We start from the raw sequence: 20587 nt of genomic DNA, 5'->3' as shown, positions 1-20587 counted from the left end.
GCTCTACTCTTGCGTTACACTCCTTTTTAAGATGAGTCAGTCAGGAGGACAACGTATGAACCAGATTCACTTTCTCGCCATTTCATTTATGTACAATGGATCTGCACAGTTCATTACCCCTGTGCTGCTGCAAGATGAGCATGAACTGATTCTTGTGGACTGTGGTTATCCGGACTTTTTGCCACTGCTTCAGGAGGCCGCACACAAGCAACAGCTTACGCTCGACGACCTTACGAAGGTCATTGTGACGCATCACGATATGGATCACATCGGTTCTTTGGCAGCCTTAAAAAGAACCTATCCCCACCTCGAAATCATCGCCTACGAATCCGAAGCACCGTACATCGCTGGACAAAAGACATCTTTGCGATTGGAACAGGCTCAAGCAATACTGGACCATCTGGGGTCGGGTGAAAAGCAGCACGCTGAGGAATTTATTCGCTTTTTGCAGTCCATCGAGCCCTCTACGGTTGATCGAACCGTAACGAATCACGAACGCCTGCCTTTGTGCGGCGGCATCGAGATCATTCATACACCTGGACATATGCCAGGACATATTTCATTGTATTTGATCGCAAGCAAAACGCTGATTGCCGGTGATGCTGTTGTCATCGAAAACGGTAGACTCGAAATCGCCAATCCGTCCTATACGCTGGATATGCAGGAAGCGATTCGCTCTGTCCGCCGCTTGCTCGATTATGACATCGAGCAGTTGATTTGCTATCACGGTGGATCGTTTCAGGGGGACGTCAAGAAAGCGCTGCGGGAACTACTCCAAGCCTACGACCCGACCCATGAGGTTTTGAACGAATGAAACAGAACAAATACGATGAGCCAAGTTTCTTCACCACATACAGTCAAATGGCCCGTTCGGTTGAGGGACTGAACGCCGCGGGAGAATGGCACGCGTTTCGAGAGCTACTGCCTTCCCTTCGCGAGAAAAAAGTGCTCGACCTAGGCTGTGGCTTCGGCTGGCATTGCCGATATGCGCGTGAGCAGCAGGCCCGCTCCGTTGTGAGTGTGGATGTGAATGCTAATCTAATTATTGACCACTTTGCAGTATAACGCTCAAAAAAAAATTGACCACCTGAGCACCTCTTTCCTATATCTTGAAGTTGCTGAGACTAACAAGATATAGGAGGAAAGGAAATGCTTCAGATGGCTAATTATGAGTTTATCAGGAAACAGCACTTCGTGCTAGGCAAACCGATTCGTCAAATTTCCAGAGAGACAGGATATTCTCGGCAAGTCATACGTAAAGCCTTAACAACAACAGAAATTCCTGTATACAAGCTTTCTAAACCGAAGCCGAAACCAGTCATTGAATCCGTTAAACCAATCATCTTGGAATGGCTGCGTCAAGATGAACATGCTCCTCCAAAGCAGCGACATACTGCCAAACGCATCTATCAAAGACTCGTAGAAGAATATGGCTTCATAGGCGGCGAATCAACCGTTCGTGGCTATGTTAGACAATTACGAGTTTCTCCGCCAAAAGCGTACGTTCCTCTTGAATTCCCACCAGGGAAGTTTGCTCAATTCGACTGGGGAGAGGTGGATATCCTACTGTTTGGAAAGCAAGTTACCGTCCAGGTATTCTGTTTGCGCTGCACGTATAGCCGGAAAATATTTATCCAAACATTCTTTCATCAAAAGCAGGAAGCACTTTTACAAGGTCATGTAAATGCTTTCGAGTTTCTTGGAGCCGTACCTCAAACCATTGTCTACGACAATTTAAAGACAGCTGTGAAAAAAATTCTGGAGGGGAAAAATCGAGAAGAACAGGAACGGTTTACCCAATTACGAGCACACTATTTGTTCGAAAGTTACTTTTGCGAGCCCGCAAAAGGGAATCAAAAAGGACAGGTCGAGAACCTTGTGAAAATGGTCAAACAGCAGTTTTTTACGCCAATGCCCTCCGTATCCTCTTTAGATGAACTAAATCGTTGGCTATTGGAAAAATGCGTGTCTTATGAAAAGACTAAGGTTCCGCGATCAACCATTACAGTGGCGGATGCTTTTATTGAAGATAAGGAGCGTATGTTGCCACTTCCGCCTCAGCCTTTAGATTGCTGTCGAATGGTAACCGTCAAGAGCAATTCGCTCTCCTTGATTACCTTTGAGCAAAACGCGTACTCTGTACCTGTTTCATATGCATCAAAGGAGTTAGTATGCCGAGTTTACGCTGATGATCTTGCGATCTATCATAATGGAGAGCTAATCGCTACCCATAAACGCTGTTTTGAAAAAGGAAAAGAGATTTTCGATTATGACCATTACCTCGATCTCATGTTGATCCGTCCTGGATCTGTTCTTTACGCTCGGCCCTTGCAGAAGGCCAAATTCCCTGATGTTTATCACCAGTTTCTAGATCGGTGCAAACATCGGTCTGGAGGAATGAAAGACTTTATTCGTATTCTCTTATTGCATCGGGAGTTCGAGCCCACCTTAGTGGAGAATACATTGCGCGAATCAGCCCAAAAAGGGATTTTCCAGTACGATGCCGTAAGGCAACTTCTTCTCCAACGAACAATACCAGAGCATCGGGTTCCGTCTCTTGCTTTTGAGACTGACAGCCATGTCCCTGTTATCCGAGTAAAGTCCCCTAATCTTACTCAGTACAATGACTTGTTGCGAAAAAGGAGTGTGGTTCATTGAGTACATCATTTTTACTTGAAGCCTATGCAAAACGTCTACGGTTGCCCGCAATCAAGAAATCCTATAAGGAAATGGCTCATGATGCCATGGAGCGTCAAATCCCTTATGAAGATTTTCTCTTGGCTCTTTTGGAGCAAGAGGTTTTGCAACGAGATGCGAATCAAATTGCATCCCGCACCAAACAAGCAAAGTTCCCTACAATTAAAACCATAGACCAATATGATTTTTCAGTCATGCCAGCTCTAAATAAACCGAAGGTTCTCCAGCTTTCTCGTTGCGAGTACATCGAGAAGGCTGAGAATGTAATCTTTATCGGAAATTCAGGCACCGGGAAAACACATTTATCGATTTCCCTTGGGATGGAGGCTTGCCGTCACGGTTACACTGTTCAATTCTGGACAGCAGCCAAACTGTGTAATGAGCTGATGGAGGCGCAATCAGAGAGGCGCTTGCTTCAATTGGAGAAACAATGGTTAAAAGTCGATCTAGCCATTCTTGATGAGGTAGGCTTTGTTCCTTTAAGTAAAACAGGTGCTGAGCTACTATTTCAATTTTGTGCTGCTCGTTATGAAAAAGGAAGCATGATCCTTACTAGCAATTTGGACTTCGCTAACTGGACTCAAGTGTTCAAAGATGAACAAATGACGGCCGCTTTAGTGGATCGACTTACACACCGAGCTCACATTTTTGCAATGAACGGTGATAGTTACCGATTTAAGCAAAGTCTGAAGCAATCGTGATCATGAAAAAGTTACCCACCCGTCGGGTGGAATAATTTTTGCCATGGTGGTCAATTTTTTGATGAGCACGGTGGTCAACATTTTGATTGACATTCACATGCATAATACGAGTAAGCTGTTTATCCATGTCTTCGAGCACGTTTTTTACTAGCTCCAGCATAGCTTTACTCCTCTACAATTTAATGTCACCGACATTCTAACATGGTTTAGGCTTCTAAACTATCCTGCCCGTTCGTATTATGAGGTCAGCCACTTTTTACTGGTTGACCTCATAATACGATAACCCTTCAATTTGAACTTCCACGTCCCCTAATGGATCGTCGTTTATCAAATTTGCATCGCATTTCATTTTAAAAAGATTAGCTAATTGTTCTTTATTTTTGTATAGCTCCTGGAAGGCTCCCTCTTGAACAATATTGAACTAACGGGTTCGATAGCTTAGCAAATACATCTGAGGCTGCTGGATAATGATCCGGCAGCCTCGTTTACTATTTGGCAGGATAGTTGAAAAATGAACCTATTTAACACAAGCTCAATCGTGATAAAAAAGCAACTCAATATGTTAAATCAGAGGGAAACTATGTAGAGACCAAAAAGAAAAGACTACTCGTTAAAGCAGTCTCGAGGTATCTTCCTATCGGGTAAGAGGTAGACTAGCGCGTCGAGTAGGTAGATAACACCTAGCGTGAGCTTGAACCGTAACGGTAAAAGATTCAGCCAGACAAGTGGTTAACCTACTCAACTTTTTAGTTCTAGATGAAGTAAAGGGAATGGCTTTCCTGTTCCGTCTAGTTCTGATCGTCCTATCTGTACAAAGCCATACCATTTGTAAAAAGCGAATGCTCCCTCATTTTGCTCATTGACATCAACTTGGAGATTGGAACCTTTTATTTTTTCAGCATGTTTCATTAATCGACTTCCAATACCCTGTCCATGGTATTCTGGGTCGACGAATAGCATCTCTATTTTCGTTCCATCAAGTCCAATAAATCCTGTCGGTTCTTTATTTCCATTCAATTCAACCCAAACCTCAACTGCTTGTAAAGCTCCATTTTGAACTATGTGAAGGTAAAATTGAATATCCTTATCCGTCAAAAAATTGTGGGTTTGACAAACGGCCCGATACCAAATATCTACCAATTTATCATGATGTTTTTTTTGATAAATTACAATTTCGTTAAGCATTTTTAATCATCCACATTTCATTTTTTATATAACATATTAGATTTACTGCGGGGGTAAAAAGAAGTGACCGGAATTCCCAATGATGTTCAGGTCCGTACAAAGCTCTTGGGAGTGTAGGATTTTATATTACTTTTCAATTAAGGGACTTCATTCATATGAACATTGTTACCTTCCCTTTGTTTTATCTCCACGAAGGATCATGCAAATGCATGTTCCATAGGCCACAAGACTTTGGTTCTCGTCAAATACACATTTCAAATTTCTTGGGGATTGGAGTGGCCCTCGGTCGCCTCATCTCAAACAGGACTTGACCGGGGGCAATGGATACAGGTTTTATGCCCAGCAGTTGTTCTACGGTTGATGATTGTATTCCACCTATTATCGCTTTTCGATAGCGTAGTAGAAGCTCGTCCATTTTGCTATCCTTTCTGCATTCAATCGAATAGCAAAGACGTATCCTGAGATTCATAAATATGAGCCGCGCACGTGTCCAATAACGCTTGAAGCTTCCGATATAAGGCGCCCCCGAGACTTAGCCGCTTGACTCCAAGCTCCTGAAGCTTGTTGCAACTTGTAAGCCCTGGCACAGATATAAGGTTTAGAGGAGCGGCAATTTGCGCTACAACCGCTTTGATTTCGTTATCATCCCTCAATCCAGGAACAAAAATTCCGCTTGCTCCGCTTTCCACATAGGCTTGCGCCCGGACCGTCGTTTCGTTGCTCGGGTTTATATTCAGCTTATAGGTATCTGTCCTTGCATTAATATAAAAATCTTTATAGCCGCTCTTCTCAAGTGCCATTCTTATTTTCAATAAAAGCTTGCATTGTTCGTTCAATGGTTTGAGTCTTGCTTGATCCTTGCAAGAATCCTCTATATTGATCCCCGCAACGCCTATATCCGCAAGTTTCAATACATTCTCGACTATCGTTTCCTCATCTTTTCCATAACCCGACTCTATGTCGGCAGAAACAGGGATGTTTACATGATCCAATATCGTTTTGATGCGATTTAGTATTGTGTCAAATTCAATTGTTTCACCATCCGGATAACCCAAGCTTTTCGCTATTCCCCAACTGGTTGTACCGATAGCTTTGAATCCGGCTTTCTCCAGAGACAATGCAGAAAACAAGTCCCAAGCATTTCCTAACAATAAAAGCTCGTTTGATTCATGTAATACTTTAAACTCCTGAATTTTGCTCATACCTTTATCCCCCTGCACCACTGAAATTCTTTGTAGTGAGCCCGAACGTGACAATACCAAAATGATACTGATCAGTCAGATTCAGCTTTGCAATGAATCCCATATTTTATCAAACGGATTTAACAAGCGCCCTGTCTCAAAAAAATGAATCGGCAATATAGATGCAAAGCTTAGTGGAGGTGTTATTATTCAAATTTTGTCGCATGAAAGAGAACAGATTCCCCCGTAAAACTCTACAGACGGTCTCTCTCATCCTAAACCTCGTTCAAATAACACTTATAGCTCATCTTCCAACTGCTTCCGTCCTGGATCAAGCAATTCGCCCCTGTCGTACCCATCTAACGAATCTTCTCGAAAGGAATTTCCCGACACGGGAACCCCATGCGTTGCAGGTAGTATCAGCTACGTTGGCACTATTTTGTCTCCATAATCATTTTAGTTCCAACTCCATAAACACATCCGCTCTTACATAGGGCATGGGCCCGATCTGCTCAACAGGAACGTGCTTGAACCCAACCGATTCGTAAAGATGAACAGCGTTCGGTAGCTTGGTGCTACTGCCCAAAAAGAGCGATGTTGCGCCAAGTCCGCGTGCGCGGTTAATAGCGGCATGGATGATTCTCCGTCCGTATCCGCGCCCCCGCAAGTTGGATGTCACGCTCATCTTCGAGAGCTCGAACACACCTGCCCCAGTCGGAACGAGTGCAACGCATCCGACGATCGAATCGCCATCGCGTGCGATGAGTACGTCTCCTCCTTTGTTCACGATGTTCTCCACTGGGTTATTGAGGATAACCCGGTCCTCCTCTTCGATGGCAAAGAGGAGGGCGATCCATTCCTCGTTAAGTGTTTTGAAGGCACGAGCCTCTTCGGGCGTCTGCATCGAAGTGATCGTGAGCACAGTCTCAAGCATGCTATGTTTCCTCCTCTTGTATTGTTCTACGTGTTTCTTCTCAACCTCCAAAAGTTATTTCGCCTACAACTTCTCTTGTAGCGGGATTATAAATCGTTATTATGAGGAAAATATTCACAAACGCGTGTTTCTTCTGAATTTTCTAACCTTAATACTTCGTTACTATTCTATCTCCCTTTATATTCAGGTTTGGTTTTTTCAATAAAAGCTTTGGTTCCCGTCCTATAGTCTTCTGTTGATGCAATTAATCCAAAAAAATCGGCCCCGAGGTGTGCAGATTCTTCTAGTGTTACATTTAGCCCGCGGTGAAGGGCTTCCCACGTTAGTGTAACGGCTATTGGTGATTGAGCTAAGATTTCTTGTAATAAGTTCTCGGCTTCAGGTAATAAATTCTCAGGCTCCACCACCCTATTTATAAGACCAAACGTATATGCCTCTTCTGCACTTATAGAGTTTCCTGTTAGTAATAACTCAGCAGCACGACCTTTTCCCACTAATCTTGGTAATCGAGTAGTTCCGCCAAATCCAGCTACCGCACCAATACGAACTTCAGGATGACCAATTCTAGCATGATTGACAGCAATTCTAAGCATACAAGATTCGGCTATTTCAAGACCGCCTCCTAATGCAGATCCGTTAAGGGCAGCTACTACTACCTTACCTAAGGATTCAATTTTACAAGTGACTTCAACAGCTAGTTTTGCAAAATCTCTTACCTCAAGAGGGGTAGCGGAATTAAGGAATTTAATATCAGCACCAGCAGAAAATACTTTTTCTCCTGTACCTGTTATAATAACCGCCTTTACTTCTTGGTCTATTTTTGCTTTTTCTAAGACAACTGAAAGCTGTTCAAGTACTTCTCGGTTTAAAGCATTTAATGATTCAGGTCTATTTAGCGCAATGGTTGCAATACGATTTTTAATCGAATAAAGAACGACATCATTATGTGACATCATACATCTCTCCATTCTTTTGTAAGGCTATAGGAACTAAATGGTACTAATGTAATCTCGAAAATATAATCACCTCTTATTATAAATTTTTTTCACTTGATAAGTATTGAGAACTCTCGGTGTTTTAGAAACATTTAGTACTACTTGAGACTATAAAAAATGAGTTATGGATAATCCTGGTGTATGACTAGAAATATAAAGTACTAACATTCCGGAGTCAATCCCCCTTTAGCCAAAAAAATCGTACTACTTCATTTACCTTTGAGGAGAATTTCTCTCAGAATCGGAAAGCAGGCAGATGAAATATTACTTGTTAGTAGGGATGGACATCACTAAACAAAACGGTCATGACCGTTTTTCACAGAAAAAAAGGTATTCGGAAATTATAGTGGAAAAGGGCTTATAATTCGCCCTTCTCCAATTTTTCAATCAAGGTGGAAATGTAGATACCACGAAGCTGTTCGCCACGCTCACGAACCACACCGACGGGAGGCATATTATCGAGCATCGGGAAGTTGTAGTCTCGGAGTTCGTAATCATCCATAAGCTTTTGATATTTAGGCTTACGATCCTTTGCAAGCCCCTCTGTAAAAAGAATTTTGGCTCGCAGGGCATCGAATGAATAGCCCCTACCCAAACGGTTAATGACAGGGATAAGGCTGTTCAGAGACTCCGTATAAGCGTTAGTAATGCGGTGGTCGAAGTAAGCGAATATCTCTTCGTCCCAATTCATCATGGCCTTTGTAAGAGGCTCAAAAGCGGATTGGAGTTCCTTCGGTATTTTGGCTTTCCAATCGTTATATTTGATGAATGCCTTTTGTCTTGAATCGCAATCCCAAATATCGAAGAATGATTCCTTCAAGTTATACGCAATACCGAGAGTGGGGTGATTCTTCGTCCATAGGTCAAGCGTTATTTTATCCATCTCTGTAAGCTCTTTATGGCGTTTCAGAAGGATAAATCGGTCGTGCATGAGCCCACGCCGTTCCGTTGGTGATAAATCCTCTCTTAGCTGTTTATGGATGGTTTCTAACGCTTGGTTCGCCATACGGACAACGTGAAACTAATCGACGATGATAGTAGCCTTTGGCAATACAGCCTTCACAGCGTCTCTATACGGTTTCCACATATCCATCGTGAAATACTGTATTCGCCCTTTGTTCGGAAGTCGTGAGAGATATCCAACAACTGTTTCCTTATTGCGATTAGGAAGAATGTCCAGCAATGTTCGTTCTTGAATGTTGGTTAATACGCAACGAGGCTTGATTATATGAATTTCATCTATGCCAAGCCAATTAGGTGTCACAAACCGAAATGTCATTTCGAGGTGGTTAATGTAATCGCGAAAGATATTGCGGATCGTCTTTTCGTTAAGCCCCACGTCTTCTGAAATACTGACGAATGTACGAGTAAGGCTTTCCTTCTCTACGTAGGACAGCAATCGCTTTGTACAGTTCCGCTTTGCGTCAATGGTGTGGTCCAAGCGTTCCCAAAAGGTTTGAAAGCATTCACGACAACGATACCTCTGGCGCTTTATGAGAAGCCCTACACGCTTACCGTGAATAGGTAAGTCCATACAAACATTTTCTCTGTTACCGTGCTTGTAGAGTTTCACTTTGCTTCCACAATGAGGGCAAGCTAAAGGTGGAGAGTTCGTCACTACTTGTATTAGAAATTCATATTCATTCTCACTAATACTTAGGATGTTGAATTTCGTAAGATTTAGAATATTCATCTTAATTTCTTGTATGCATTTATGATGCATAATCTTTTTCTGTTTTAGCGTGATTAGTCAAAATACCACTTGCTATAAAAGAGTACAACGAACCGGCAAAGCATATAGCCGCAAATATGCCTACGGCGAAAAACCCGTTAAATGTCGCATAAATCAAGCCGGCGAACCAAGAGCCGAGTGTTGTCGCAGCGTACATGATCGAATTGGCCAAGCTAGAGATCGTGCCACGAATTGTCGGATTTAATGAATTCAGCATTCCCATTATGAGCGGAAAGACGATGCCCATGGTTACGAATATGAAAAAGTATACCCCTTCGAAAGACGCAACCGATGGCAGGTGAGGCAAAGCAATAAAACATGCAATAGAGACGAGAATGCCCACAACCATCGTATTGAAACGATTCAACATTTTGATCACATAAGCACCGCTAAAGCTTCCCACTATATTTCCTAGGCCAAGAAAAAACATTACGTACCCCACTTGATCAACCGAAAGGTGAAAGCGGTCCGTCATCCATTTTCCAATGAAAGAAAAGGCAGCAAAAAATCCACATTGAAATAAGAAATGAGCCAGGAAAGATCTTCTCACGATTCGGCTTGTCAATAGCGGGACGTATCTTTTAAATATCGGAAGCTTGGTTCTTAGGTCTTGATTCGGTTTCATTTCGGGTAAAGCATAAGGGATAAATATCGCCACCAACAACGAGCATGAACCGATTGCAAAAAAAGGATAAGACCAATGGTTTGCAGCAAGCATGCCTCCAATCGGTATGCCGAACGCTTGGGAAGCAGCCAAGCCTGCCATTACGATTCCTGATACTTTGGCGGTCTTTGCCACAGGGAACAGAGCAGGAATAGAGGCCCAGACTTGCGGCGCTGTGAATGCTGCGCTGACTCCGGCTAAAAAACGGAATAAAAACATCGTCCAAAATCCTGTCGCAAAGCCGCATAAAATGGTTGAAACCGAGAAGCAAACCATGCCGGAAAACATTACTTTTTTGCGATCCCATCCATCGGAAAGCGGTCCGGCTATCAAAGCAAATATGGCATATCCCAACGCATATGCCCCGACCATCCAACCGGCATATTCGGTCGGGATATGAAACAATTTCTGAAGAGTGGGGATGAGCGGAGAAATCAAAAATGTATCTGTACCGATAACAAACATGATGAGAAAAAATAAAGCTGTTAACTTTATCATGAGATTCATCTTCTCCTATCGACACTAGTTTCGTTGTACAATAACTTTTGAACTAATGAAGAAAAAAAGAATTTCTTTCTACAACGTATCAAGAAATCCCGGCAAGTAAGATTCAAAGGTCTCCATGTCGATACTCGTATACTTCGTTTGAGCTTCTTTTCGTACCTTAATCAATTTCGCCTCCCTTAAAGTACGCAAATGATACGAAGTATTCGACTTCGAAGTATTGCAAATGTCCCCAACTTCCCCGCAATTCATCTCCTTCTTATTGGCGTATAGAACTCGTATGATTTCCAATCTTGTTTCATCAGCTAGTGCTTGAAACATTTTGACCCTGTGGTCATTATTCAATGATTTTTGAGTAGTCATAAAACCATTGTACTAAGATATTGCTACAAATCAAGTCTTTAGCAAAATACCACCATATTCTCCGATTTATAAGTGAGATGTTTTGAGTTTGTCTCCACTAAAAAATCCGAATACAAAAAAAACAGACTGGATTGCCTGTTTTTTATTTCGCTTATTTAGAGGTGAGCGGATGAGAAATATGTTAATCAAGAAGAAGAAAGAAGTTGTCTATTGTTTGTTTAATAAGTAAAGGGTCCTTCATCATTACTCCGAGAATAAGAGAACCTTCTAATGTGCTTAAGAATAATAATGCCATCTGTTTAGGGTGAACAGTTTTATTGAATTCATTATTATCCTTCCCTTGTTTAAATATTTTAATGACGATCGGTTCAATTTCACGGAAAAATAGAGTGATAGCATCCTTTACTTCAGAAGATTGTTCAGAAGACTTGATGTACAAAGAGATGAAGGGACAATTCCCAACTCCATTTCTTTCTATCACGCCACCTAAAAGTAATTCAGTAAAATCACTTAAACGCTCTCTGACAGGTCGATAATCTTGCTTTAAGGCTTCTATCAGACAGGTTTCATATAAACTAGTCCAATACTTTACAACAGCTAATTGAAGATCTTCCTTGTTTTTGAAGTGATAGTAAATATTGGATTTCGAAACTTTACTTATTTTCATCACTTCATCCATTGATGTATTGCCATTTTTCAAAAATAATTGTGCAGCGACTTGTATTACGTGTTCTTTATTTGTGATTTTACTATACACCGGTGTTGTCTTATCTATGAAGGATTTCGTACCGATTTTGAAGTCTTCAGTGGAAGCGACTAAACCAAAGTAATTCGCATCGAGTTGGGCAGACTCTTCTAATGTTAAATTTAGGCCGTGGTGCAGAGCCTCCCAAGTCAATTTTACTGCGATAGGTGATTGGGATAAAATTCCTCGAATCATATTTTCGGCTTCTATAAGTAATTTCCCAGGTTCAACTACTTTGTTTACTAGTCCCATATTATATGCTTGTTCCGCGTTGATAGAATTTCCAGTTAGTAACAGTTCCGCTGCTCGACCCTTTCCGATTAATCGTGGTAGGCGAGTGGTACCACCGAAACCAGCTACTGCACCAATCCGAACTTCAGGATGTCCGAGTTGCGCATGTGATGCTGCAATACGCAGCATACAGGCTTCTGCAATCTCAAGTCCTCCTCCTAATGCTGTGCCGTTTATAGCAGCAACTACTACTTTGCCCAAGGATTCTATTTTATGAGTAATCTCGACAGCAAGTTTAGCTAGATCTCTTACCTCAAGGGGAGTTAAAGAGTGTAATAGCTTAATATCAGCACCTACAGAAAATATTTTTTCTCCAGCTCCAGTTATAATTACAGCTCTTACATTCTGATCTACCTTAACTTTATCTAAGGTTTCAGATAGGCTAAAAAGTAATTCTAAGTTCAAAGCATTTAAGGATTCAGGACGATTTAAAGTGATTTTTGCTATTCCTTCATCTTGGGAATAAAGAATGAGATCTTTCATGTTTTCCATCGAAACACTCCGTTATCTCAATATTTACACTTCTATTAAGACTCAAATTTATGATGTTACTAAAGTATACATCAGATAGTTTAAATCTTGATCATTATTTTAGAACTATATAGTTCCACTTGTGAAAAGTCAATAATAATAAGCTGTTTTCACCCTCACCGATTCGACTATTCAGTCAAAAAATTCAAGCACGTAAAAAATAATAATACCACATTTCGGAAGATAAGTTATTCTCTGATCGTACGCTAATGGGGACAGAAAAAGACCATAACCTGAAGCCTGAAGCCTGAAGTCTGAAGCCTGACCTCTACACTGCCAGTTAGCGCTCTCCCACGATTGTTGATTTCACTGCCTCTGGACTGCACGAGGAGCTTTGAATGGGGGCAAATTATACATGTCGTAGTTTATCTGGATTTGCTACCGCATAGATCGTTTGAATTTGATTATTTTTAAAAGTAAATGAGTATATATACTGAATATTTTCATCTATATTGATTCGAATCCCCGGCAACCCGTTTACTATAAGGAACGAATAAGAATACTTCCCTTCATACATTCTGAGCAGATTATGATGCAAATTAATGACTTTATCAAAGTCAATGATAGGAATCTGCGCAGCTCTTACTTTGCCTTCGCCGTCTGAATAGAAAACGACATTTTCACTGACTAGCTCAAGCAGTTTGTCGTATTTCCTTGTATGAGACAGTTCACAAACTACTTTATTTGACCCTCTGCCATCGAGATCGAAGGGGGCTGAAAAGCAAGAAAGGCTTCTTGTACAATGTCTTCCGCATCCATAACACTCCCGAGCATCCGATATGCTAACGAGAAAAGAGGCGTTTTATATAATTTATACAATGTTTCTATACTCATAGTTGAGGGCTCTCTCCATTTCCTCATGCGAGAGTATATGCTGTACAGCTCTTTTAGCGCTTGCTGTCGAAGCATCGACCAGTAGTTCACCGTGAGATGCCCACTCTCCTGCTACATATAACCCACTAATTTCCGGGACAGCGGGCCCTGGGTTCTCTTGACGTTTCATATGCATAAAATCATGGCAAACCGTGACCTTTGGAAGGTATTGTTTGACAACTAATTCGTCAAATTGTTGTTTCGGTTTTGGAAGTCGGCGCAAAGCTACATCTAAACAAGCTGCTCTGACTTCAATCGCTTGTTCTTTCCAAGTATGGAGAGCGGTTGCTTCTGCATGGGGTACCAACTGGTAAGCGATCGCTGGAGAGGTTGTGACGATGATATTTCTTGCTATTACTTTCGTGCCGTCTTCACAAAGGACATGTTGAACAATTCCGTTCTCATGTTCGATACAGTTGACCTTGTTCTTGGTTAAAAAGTGCCCCCCGTATTGGGGCTGTTGACAAAAAGGGTTAGGGACCCAATGCCCTAACCCTTTTGCCGTTTTTTCACTTATACGTCGTCGGATTGTTTTGTTTCGTAACCTGTGATTAGTTTGCTTTTATCATTCGTTTAATGTTAATTGCCATTGCAGAAAAGAGGCAGTGTTCGGATACATTTCGAATGCCTCTTTTGTATGTTTCTTTTAAGTTATGCTGCCTTTTCATTGTACCGAAGGTACCCTCGCACCATATTCTTCTTTGCCTTTGGATAACACTGTACTCTTGGCTTTGCTTCCTTGCTTGGTTGCGTTCTTTAGCCTCTTGGAATAATGGTCTTTCTATTGTTTTGCGAGATGCGGTTTGTCCAAAACATTGTTGGCGTAACTCACAGGACTTACAGTCCTTTGTTTGGGCAGCATAAATTTTGCTATAACTTTGTTTCCAACTGTGCCACTTAACATGAGTAAATTGAAGTGCCTTGCCATTCGAGCAATAATAGGCATCGTTCATTTCATCAAATGTAAATTGTACTGACCTTTCGGTCTGATCAATAACACCTTTTATCGGAGAGATATAACCGGTTATCTTTAAATTTTCTAATTCATGGTGTACTCCAGAGCGATCATACCCTTTATCTGCGCCTACTTTGCCAATATGTAAACCAAATTTCTCTTTTTGTATCTGTAATCGCTTTATAAATGGTTCGTGGTCATTCACATTAGCAGCCGTAACGTGTATATCAGTTATGATTCCATGCTTAACGTCCACACTGGTATGCGCTAAATAGTGAAATCCCTTGGGTTTATTAGGACGGTTCAATAAACCTGACTCCGGGTCTGTTGTGCTCTGTTTTACTTCCTTCTCAGGAGGAGAGGTTTTAGGTTTTCTTCCTCGTTTTTTCCTAGTGGGATCGTTATCTCTGTCTTTTTTAATTCTCCGTGCTTCCTTTTCTAGCTCTTCAAGGTACTCAGTAGGCTTTTTCTCCACTAAAACTTTTTCTGACCTATTAATCGATGCATTCGCTTTGATGTGAGTAGAATCAACAACAATTATTTCCCCAGTAACTAAACCAGTTCGAATACATTCCGAGACGATGTGATCGAAGATCTCCTGAAAAATATGACTTTCTTTAAATCTACGACGGCGGTTCTGGCTCAGTGTGGAATGATCGGGAACAGTGTCAGTTAAGTCCAATCCTAAAAACCATCGATAGGCCAAATTCACTTGGATTTCTTGTTCCAACTTCCTTTCGGAAGGGATGCCATAAAGATACCCGATAAGGATCATTTTCATTAACAAAACTGGATCAACTGAGCGACGACCTACAGGCGAGTATAAGTGTTGCACTTTCTCATAGATAAAAGAAAAATCAATCTTATTACGAACAACACGTAAAAAATGATTCTCGGGTACAAGATCATCCAAATTTAAGAACATAAACTGGTGCTGTTTGTCTCCATCGATTCCCATCATGAGATAGCCCTCCAAAATAAAAAGAACCGTATAGAAATGATTTCTACACGATTCCCAGAAACCCCTATCTCTACGGCAATTTGTCAACAGCCCCGTATTCAGATGCTTTTTTCCTTAATTCATCGACCAATGCGCCCTAGCCACGATCTAGATACAAAACGCCTTGCAGGGAGTTTTGAAGTTGTTTTAAAACTGGGCCGGCAGCTTGTAAGTCAGGCGCAATCACATAACTTGCCGTTCGCAGCAGGGCGTAAAATAAATTTCGAACCATTGGATCTTGTAAATTTGCTTCGATCCATTCGCGGGTACTGATTTGATCGTATTGATGAGTATCTAGTTTTCCTAATTTCGTAAGCCAAGCGGCTATCTCCATTTTACCTTTCCAAATCCCAAAGCCATCGAGGGAAGGTTGATTTCCTTGCATATGCAATCCTAATTCATGGAACGTAGCAAGAGCATCTCCATCATACAAGGCATGCCCTCCTACGTTGAAGTACGCCCCTTTTTTCTGATTCGTAGCCTAAGCGATCCTGTTTTTCAATGATTATCGTTTGTTTGCCTGCCTTTGCTGCATAGATCGCAGTTGTTAATCCAGCGACTCCCCCGCCGACAATCACCACATCGTATTTTTCCATTTTTATCATCCCTTCGTTTTTTGTACCAGTGTGACGGGGAAGGGGCGTGGAGTGTGACAAGAAAGAAAAAGAAATTTTTTTAAGTGTCCGGTCTATGGGCTAGTGTACCGACTTTTTTTGTTAAATAAGCTCTCCGACTAACTGGTGTATTCATAGAGATAGCTTTATTGTGTTTTATTGCTTATTCTATTTTTCACAGTCTAATACTTTATTTTAATAATAAATAACCCCAGTTATGACCAATTCAATTGGTATACTATAGCTTTATAATAATTAGTTTTAGACTGAACCTAATATATTTTTATTGAACTAACGAACCCGTCCGTTTAATAAGGTATCCCCATGGGTTTGTGCGCTCCAAAAAGTTCAAGCAAGATTGCCTTAACACGGTGAAGGACTTACATTTCTTACGCGTTGAAAAAAACAATTGTAAGACTTCGGTACTTCACGTATAGTTGAAGGTAGTTATGGATCTTGCAACAATAATGGAGGTGGGGAACATGACAATGACATACATGAGCTTTATTTCAGTATGCAATCATATTCCATTTCCCCATCTGGCGTACGTGAAATCCTCCTAGTTTATCTAGCAGGTTCTCTTAGCTGTGCCTAAAACACGGGGATTACCCGTGTTTTTTTGTATGGCAACCATGTACGCGTCAAAGGCTTGGTATAGCCAAGTTTGTTTATGTTTGCCGCCGTGGGGATCGAATATCCCCACGTTTTTTTTGCTATCTACTGCCGTGGGGATTGAAAGCTCCACGGCTTTTTTCTACTCACATACTAATTGGAGGTTGAGACGATGAGTACAATTAACAACGGTGCAGGACTTGTAATAGCAAAAGGGCTTTCGGAAGAGTGGTTGAAACAGATTGTCCATTTGGCAAAAATATGCGAGGCATACGATGAATTTGATTTATCCGTCAACCTGAACGTATCGATGCTCCAAAACCGCCAACCTGAACAAACGAATGATTTTCTGTACGTCCAAGATGGGCAACTGGTTGGATTCCTCGGTATGTATGCGATCGTCAGTCCGAAAGAAGTGGAGATCAGCGGAATGGTTCATCCAGACTATCGACGCAAAGGAATCTTCCGCGCTCTGTATGAACAAGCAAAAGCTGAATGTGAAAAGCGTGAGGTAACGCAAATTTTACTCGTCAGCAATCGCAAGTCCAAGGAAGCCAGTTCTTTTGCAGAAGGCGTAGCGGCCACTTATCAATTCTCTGAATACAAGCTGGATTACTCCGCTACAGCGCACGTAACTGCTGTGGAATCGGATAACCGTCTACAGCTTTTCCCAGCCACCACGAATGATTTCCAGACACTGGTAGAGATTAGCGTAAGCGGTTTTGAGGATACAGCTGAGCTCATGACTGCGCTAGTTACACGCAATTTGTCAGAGCCATCCTTTCAAACGTATCTGGCTCAGTACGAGTCTGAACCAGTCGGGATGATTACCGTAAGCGAAGAGGATAACGAGTTTTTCATCTCAGGATTTTGCGTAAAAAAAGGGCTCCAAGGAAAAGGGCTGGGTAGAAAAATCCTCTCTCAGACAGTGCAAATCTTGAATCAAAGAGAACACATAGGAGGAATTAGCCTAGAAGTGGCTGTCGATAATCAAAACGCCTTGTCACTCTATCAATCTACAGGATTTGAAGTCGTCTCAGTCTACGACTATTATGTCGGGTGAGGCTTGACTGAATGAAAAATCATGCTTTGCTAGATTCCAATATGCTTATGATTTTCATCTATTCCTTTTTTACGAAATTTCATTTGTGGCTTCCCATCTATGTGCTGTATTTACAGCAGGTACGAGGCCTAAGTCTGGCCACAATCGGAATGGTAGAGGGATTTGGTTGGGTAGCTGCCGCTTTGGCTGAGATACCGGCTGGAATCGTTGCAGATCGTTTCGGTCGCACCCGTTCTCTTGTGATGGGAGCCTTATTAATGGCTCCTGCCATGATCCTCTACGCATACACAGGCTGGTTCCCGATTCTTTGCTTGCTGCAAATCGTATGGAGCGTGGGAGGGAGCTTTATTTCTGGAGCTGACCAGGCACTCCTCTACGATTATCTACACGAGAAAGGTAAAGAAAATCTATTTTCCAAAGCGTTGAGCTATCAATTGGCAATGATGCGTATTGCCACTGCATTTGCCGGAATCATTGGCGGGTGGTTAGCTACCTACTCGCTTGGTTTACCGTTTATTATTTGTGGGATTCTCTCCTTTGTTGCCGGGTGTGTTGCCTCTTTCATCAAAGAACCGAAACAATCGGGGGTGGGAACGAACAAAGAGCACGAACCTCTCATCCACTTCGTTTTCAGTACCTCAAGAAAGGTATGGAAGAGAAAGAGCTTACGCAATGTACTGCTCTATTCTGCTATTCTGGCTGTTCCCGCTTTTTGCTTTACGTTTTTATTTGTTTCACCTTTCCTACATGAGAAAGGAATGACTATCGAATGGCTTGGCATTGTATTTATTTTCATACAAAGCACAAGTATTCTTGGTTCTGTCGTCTCCTATCACATAGAAAAACGTTTGGGAGAAACAGCAACGGTTATCTTGTTCACCGTCATGATGGCTTTGAGTATTTTCATGCTTCCGTTGTTGCCTGAACTATCCGGGATCATCTGTATGATTCTCATCAGCTTCTTTTACTCCATCATCGAGCCTGTCTTGATCAATATGACGAATCAACGAATCTCGGGGAATTCACGCAGTACGCTACTTTCTTATTCATCCATGATTAAGACGATCATCTTGGCGGTTCTGGTTCCTTTTTTCGGAAAGCTCGCAGAAGATGTTGGCTATCCTATTCTATGTATACTGATCTCTGTCGTTCTAATCGTTCTACCTTTGGTTTTCTTACGCAAAGAAAAGGATACGGCTACGCTATGATCTGAGCATACTTTTGAAGAGTCCCACAAAGCCGGATTTCACCTTACAAAAGTCGCTGAACCTGGTCCTCCTGAGGAAATGCTGGATATACTCGGGATGCGAGACGAAATCCGTCGGCCGATCTTCTTGTTGATCGCCGCCAGCAAACCAGCATCCTAAAAAAAAGCCCCCCGTCCGGGGCTGTTGACAAATTGCCGTAGAGATAGGGGTTTCTGGGAATCGTGTAGAAATCATTTCTATACGGTTCTTTTTATTTTGGAGGGCTATCTCATGATGGGAATCGATGGAGACAAACAGCACCAGTTTATGTTCTTAAATTTGGATGATCTTGTACCCGAGAATCATTTTTTACGTGTTGTTCGTAATAAGATTGATTTTTCTTTTATCTATGAGAAAGTGCAACACTTATACTCGCCTGTAGGTCGTCGCTCAGTTGATCCAGTTTTGTTAATGAAAATGATCCTTATCGGGTATCTTTATGGCATCCCTTCCGAAAGGAAGTTGGAACAAGAAATCCAAGTGAATTTGGCCTATCGATGGTTTTTAGGATTGGACTTAACTGACACTGTTCCCGATCATTCCACACTGAGCCAGAACCGCCGTCGTAGATTTAAAGAAAGTCATATTTTTCAGGAGATCTTCGATCACATCGTCTCGGAATGTATTCGAACTGGTTTAGTTACTGGGGAAATAATTGTTGTTGATTCTACTCACATCAAAGCGAATGCATCGATTAATAGGTCAGAAAAAGTTTTAGTGGAGAAAAAGCCTACTGAGTACCTTGAAGAGCTAGAAAAGGAAGCACGGAGAATTAAAAAAGACAGAGATAACGATCCCACTAGGAAAAAACGAGGAAGAAAACCTAAAACCTCTCCTCCTGAGAAGGAAGTAAAACAGAGCACAACAGACCCGGAGTCAGGTTTATTGAACCGTCCTAATAAACCCAAGGGATTTCACTATTTAGCGCATACCAGTGTGGACGTTAAGCATGGAATCATAACTGATATACACGTTACGGCTGCTAATGTGAATGACCACGAACCATTTATAAAGCGATTACAGATACAAAAAGAGAAATTTGGTTTACATATTGGCAAAGTAGGCGCAGATAAAGGGTATGATCGCTCTGGAGTACACCATGAATTAGAAAATTTAAAGATAACCGGTTATATCTCTCCGATAAAAGGTGTTATTGATCAGACCGAAAGGTCAGTACAATTTACATTTGATGAAATGAACGATGCCTATTATTGCTCGAATGGCAAGGCACTTCAATTTACTCATGTTAAGTGGCACAGTTGGAAACAAAGTTATAGCAAAATTTATGCTGCCCAAACAAAGGACTGTAAGTCCTGTGAGTTACGCCAACAATGTTTTGGACAAACCGCATCTCGCAAAACAATAGAAAGACCATTATTCCAAGAGGCTAAAGAACGCAACCAAGCAAGGAAGCAAAGCCAAGAGTACAGTGTTATCCAAAGGCAAAGAAGAATATGGTGCGAGGGTACCTTCGGTACAATGAAAAGGCAGCATAACTTAAAAGAAACATACAAAAGAGGCATTCGAAATGTATCCGAACACTGCCTCTTTTCTGCAATGGCAATTAACATTAAACGAATGATAAAAGCAAACTAATCACAGGTTACGAAACAAAACAATCCGACGACGTATAAGTGAAAAAACGGCAAAAGGGTTAGGGCATTGGGTCCCTAACCCTTTTTGTCAACAGCCCCGTCCTC

Annotated in this window: 17 protein-coding genes and 3 pseudogenes; 7 read left to right on the top strand and 13 right to left on the bottom strand. The window is 41.7% G+C overall.

The annotated features are described in order from the left end of the window. Nucleotides 1-55 precede the first annotated feature (55 nt). The 4 genes and pseudogenes from ACUUHJ_RS08195 (at nt 56) to istB (ending at nt 3398) form a co-directional block, all read left to right on the top strand. A complete protein-coding gene (locus tag ACUUHJ_RS08195) occupies nt 56-814 on the top strand; it encodes an MBL fold metallo-hydrolase (RefSeq protein WP_472298643.1) in 759 nt (252 codons plus the stop codon). Then, nucleotides 811-1044 (top strand): annotated as a pseudogene (locus ACUUHJ_RS08190) (class I SAM-dependent methyltransferase); the annotation flags it as partial. The gene ACUUHJ_RS08195 and the pseudogene ACUUHJ_RS08190, both read left to right, overlap by 4 nt. Before the next feature lie 105 nt (nt 1045-1149). Then, nucleotides 1150-2658: an IS21 family transposase gene (istA, locus tag ACUUHJ_RS08185; RefSeq protein WP_472298428.1), complete on the top strand. Its 1509-nt coding sequence runs from the start codon at nt 1150-1152 to the stop codon at nt 2656-2658. Beyond that, nucleotides 2655-3398, top strand: coding sequence for an IS21-like element helper ATPase IstB (gene istB / locus ACUUHJ_RS08180; protein ID WP_087349016.1), 744 nt, complete (start codon nt 2655-2657; stop codon nt 3396-3398). The genes istA and istB overlap by 4 nt, the downstream gene beginning before the upstream one ends. Here the strand turns inward: istB and ACUUHJ_RS08175 are convergent. The 13 genes and pseudogenes from ACUUHJ_RS08175 to ACUUHJ_RS08115 form a co-directional block, all read right to left on the bottom strand. Continuing rightward, nucleotides 3373-3558, bottom strand: a complete 186-nt coding sequence (locus ACUUHJ_RS08175; protein WP_472298642.1) for a hypothetical protein — start codon at nt 3556-3558, stop codon at nt 3373-3375. The genes istB and ACUUHJ_RS08175 overlap by 26 nt on opposite strands. A gap of 578 nt (nt 3559-4136) precedes the next feature. After that, nucleotides 4137-4583: a GNAT family N-acetyltransferase gene (locus ACUUHJ_RS08170; RefSeq protein ID WP_173625441.1), complete on the bottom strand. Its 447-nt coding sequence runs from the start codon at nt 4581-4583 to the stop codon at nt 4137-4139. Between the two features lie 434 nt (nt 4584-5017). Continuing rightward, entirely contained in the window at nt 5018-5785 is a 768-nt protein-coding gene (locus ACUUHJ_RS08165) for an isocitrate lyase/PEP mutase family protein (RefSeq protein WP_472298641.1), read from the bottom strand. A gap of 430 nt (nt 5786-6215) precedes the next feature. Next, complete coding sequence (locus ACUUHJ_RS08160) at nt 6216-6698, bottom strand: GNAT family N-acetyltransferase (protein WP_289676811.1); 483 nt, start codon at nt 6696-6698, stop codon at nt 6216-6218. A 167-nt stretch (nt 6699-6865) separates the two neighbouring features. Further along, the gene (locus tag ACUUHJ_RS08155; protein ID WP_289676810.1) at nt 6866-7654 is read right to left on the bottom strand and encodes an enoyl-CoA hydratase/isomerase family protein; all 789 of its coding nucleotides are present in this window, start codon (nt 7652-7654) and stop codon (nt 6866-6868) included. Nucleotides 7655-8051: 397 nt separating this feature from the next. Beyond that, nucleotides 8052-9386: pseudogene (locus tag ACUUHJ_RS08150) on the bottom strand (ISL3 family transposase). A 19-nt stretch (nt 9387-9405) separates the two neighbouring features. Next, nucleotides 9406-10587, bottom strand: coding sequence for an MFS transporter (locus tag ACUUHJ_RS08145; protein WP_472298640.1), 1182 nt, complete (start codon nt 10585-10587; stop codon nt 9406-9408). 78 nt (nt 10588-10665) lie between these two features. Beyond that, nucleotides 10666-10914, bottom strand: coding sequence for an ArsR/SmtB family transcription factor (locus tag ACUUHJ_RS08140; protein WP_411829895.1), 249 nt, complete (start codon nt 10912-10914; stop codon nt 10666-10668). 223 nt (nt 10915-11137) lie between these two features. After that, nucleotides 11138-12484 carry an enoyl-CoA hydratase-related protein gene (locus ACUUHJ_RS08135; RefSeq protein ID WP_472298639.1) on the bottom strand — a complete coding sequence of 449 codons (1347 nt, stop codon included), beginning with the start codon at nt 12482-12484 and terminating at the stop codon, nt 11138-11140. Between the two features lie 759 nt (nt 12485-13243). Next, nucleotides 13244-13357 (bottom strand): annotated as a pseudogene (locus ACUUHJ_RS08130) (sigma factor); the annotation flags it as partial. A gap of 590 nt (nt 13358-13947) precedes the next feature. Continuing rightward, nucleotides 13948-15312 (bottom strand): IS1182 family transposase, encoded by a 1365-nt coding sequence (locus ACUUHJ_RS08125; protein WP_472298067.1) that lies wholly within the window; start codon nt 15310-15312, stop codon nt 13948-13950. 136 nt (nt 15313-15448) lie between these two features. Beyond that, nucleotides 15449-15784 carry a hypothetical protein gene (locus ACUUHJ_RS08120; protein ID WP_472298638.1) on the bottom strand — a complete coding sequence of 112 codons (336 nt, stop codon included), beginning with the start codon at nt 15782-15784 and terminating at the stop codon, nt 15449-15451. Continuing rightward, nucleotides 15777-15947, bottom strand: a complete 171-nt coding sequence (locus ACUUHJ_RS08115; RefSeq protein WP_289676805.1) for an FAD-dependent oxidoreductase — start codon at nt 15945-15947, stop codon at nt 15777-15779. The genes ACUUHJ_RS08120 and ACUUHJ_RS08115 overlap by 8 nt, the downstream gene beginning before the upstream one ends. Nucleotides 15948-16749: 802 nt before the next feature. Between ACUUHJ_RS08115 and ACUUHJ_RS08110 the strand changes: the two genes are divergently transcribed. The 3 genes from ACUUHJ_RS08110 (at nt 16750) to ACUUHJ_RS08100 (ending at nt 20483) form a co-directional block, all read left to right on the top strand. Continuing rightward, nucleotides 16750-17640 (top strand): GNAT family N-acetyltransferase, encoded by an 891-nt coding sequence (locus ACUUHJ_RS08110; RefSeq protein WP_472298637.1) that lies wholly within the window; start codon nt 16750-16752, stop codon nt 17638-17640. An 11-nt stretch (nt 17641-17651) separates the two neighbouring features. Then, a complete protein-coding gene (locus ACUUHJ_RS08105; RefSeq protein ID WP_472298636.1) occupies nt 17652-18848 on the top strand; it encodes an MFS transporter in 1197 nt (398 codons plus the stop codon). A 270-nt stretch (nt 18849-19118) separates the two neighbouring features. Continuing rightward, a complete protein-coding gene (locus ACUUHJ_RS08100) occupies nt 19119-20483 on the top strand; it encodes an IS1182 family transposase (RefSeq protein WP_472298067.1) in 1365 nt (454 codons plus the stop codon). Nucleotides 20484-20587: the final 104 nt, after the last annotated feature.

It is taken from the genome of Brevibacillus schisleri, from assembly GCF_055685845.1.
Note: the sequence above shows the minus strand (reverse complement) of the source record. Positions and strands in the feature narration are given on the sequence as shown.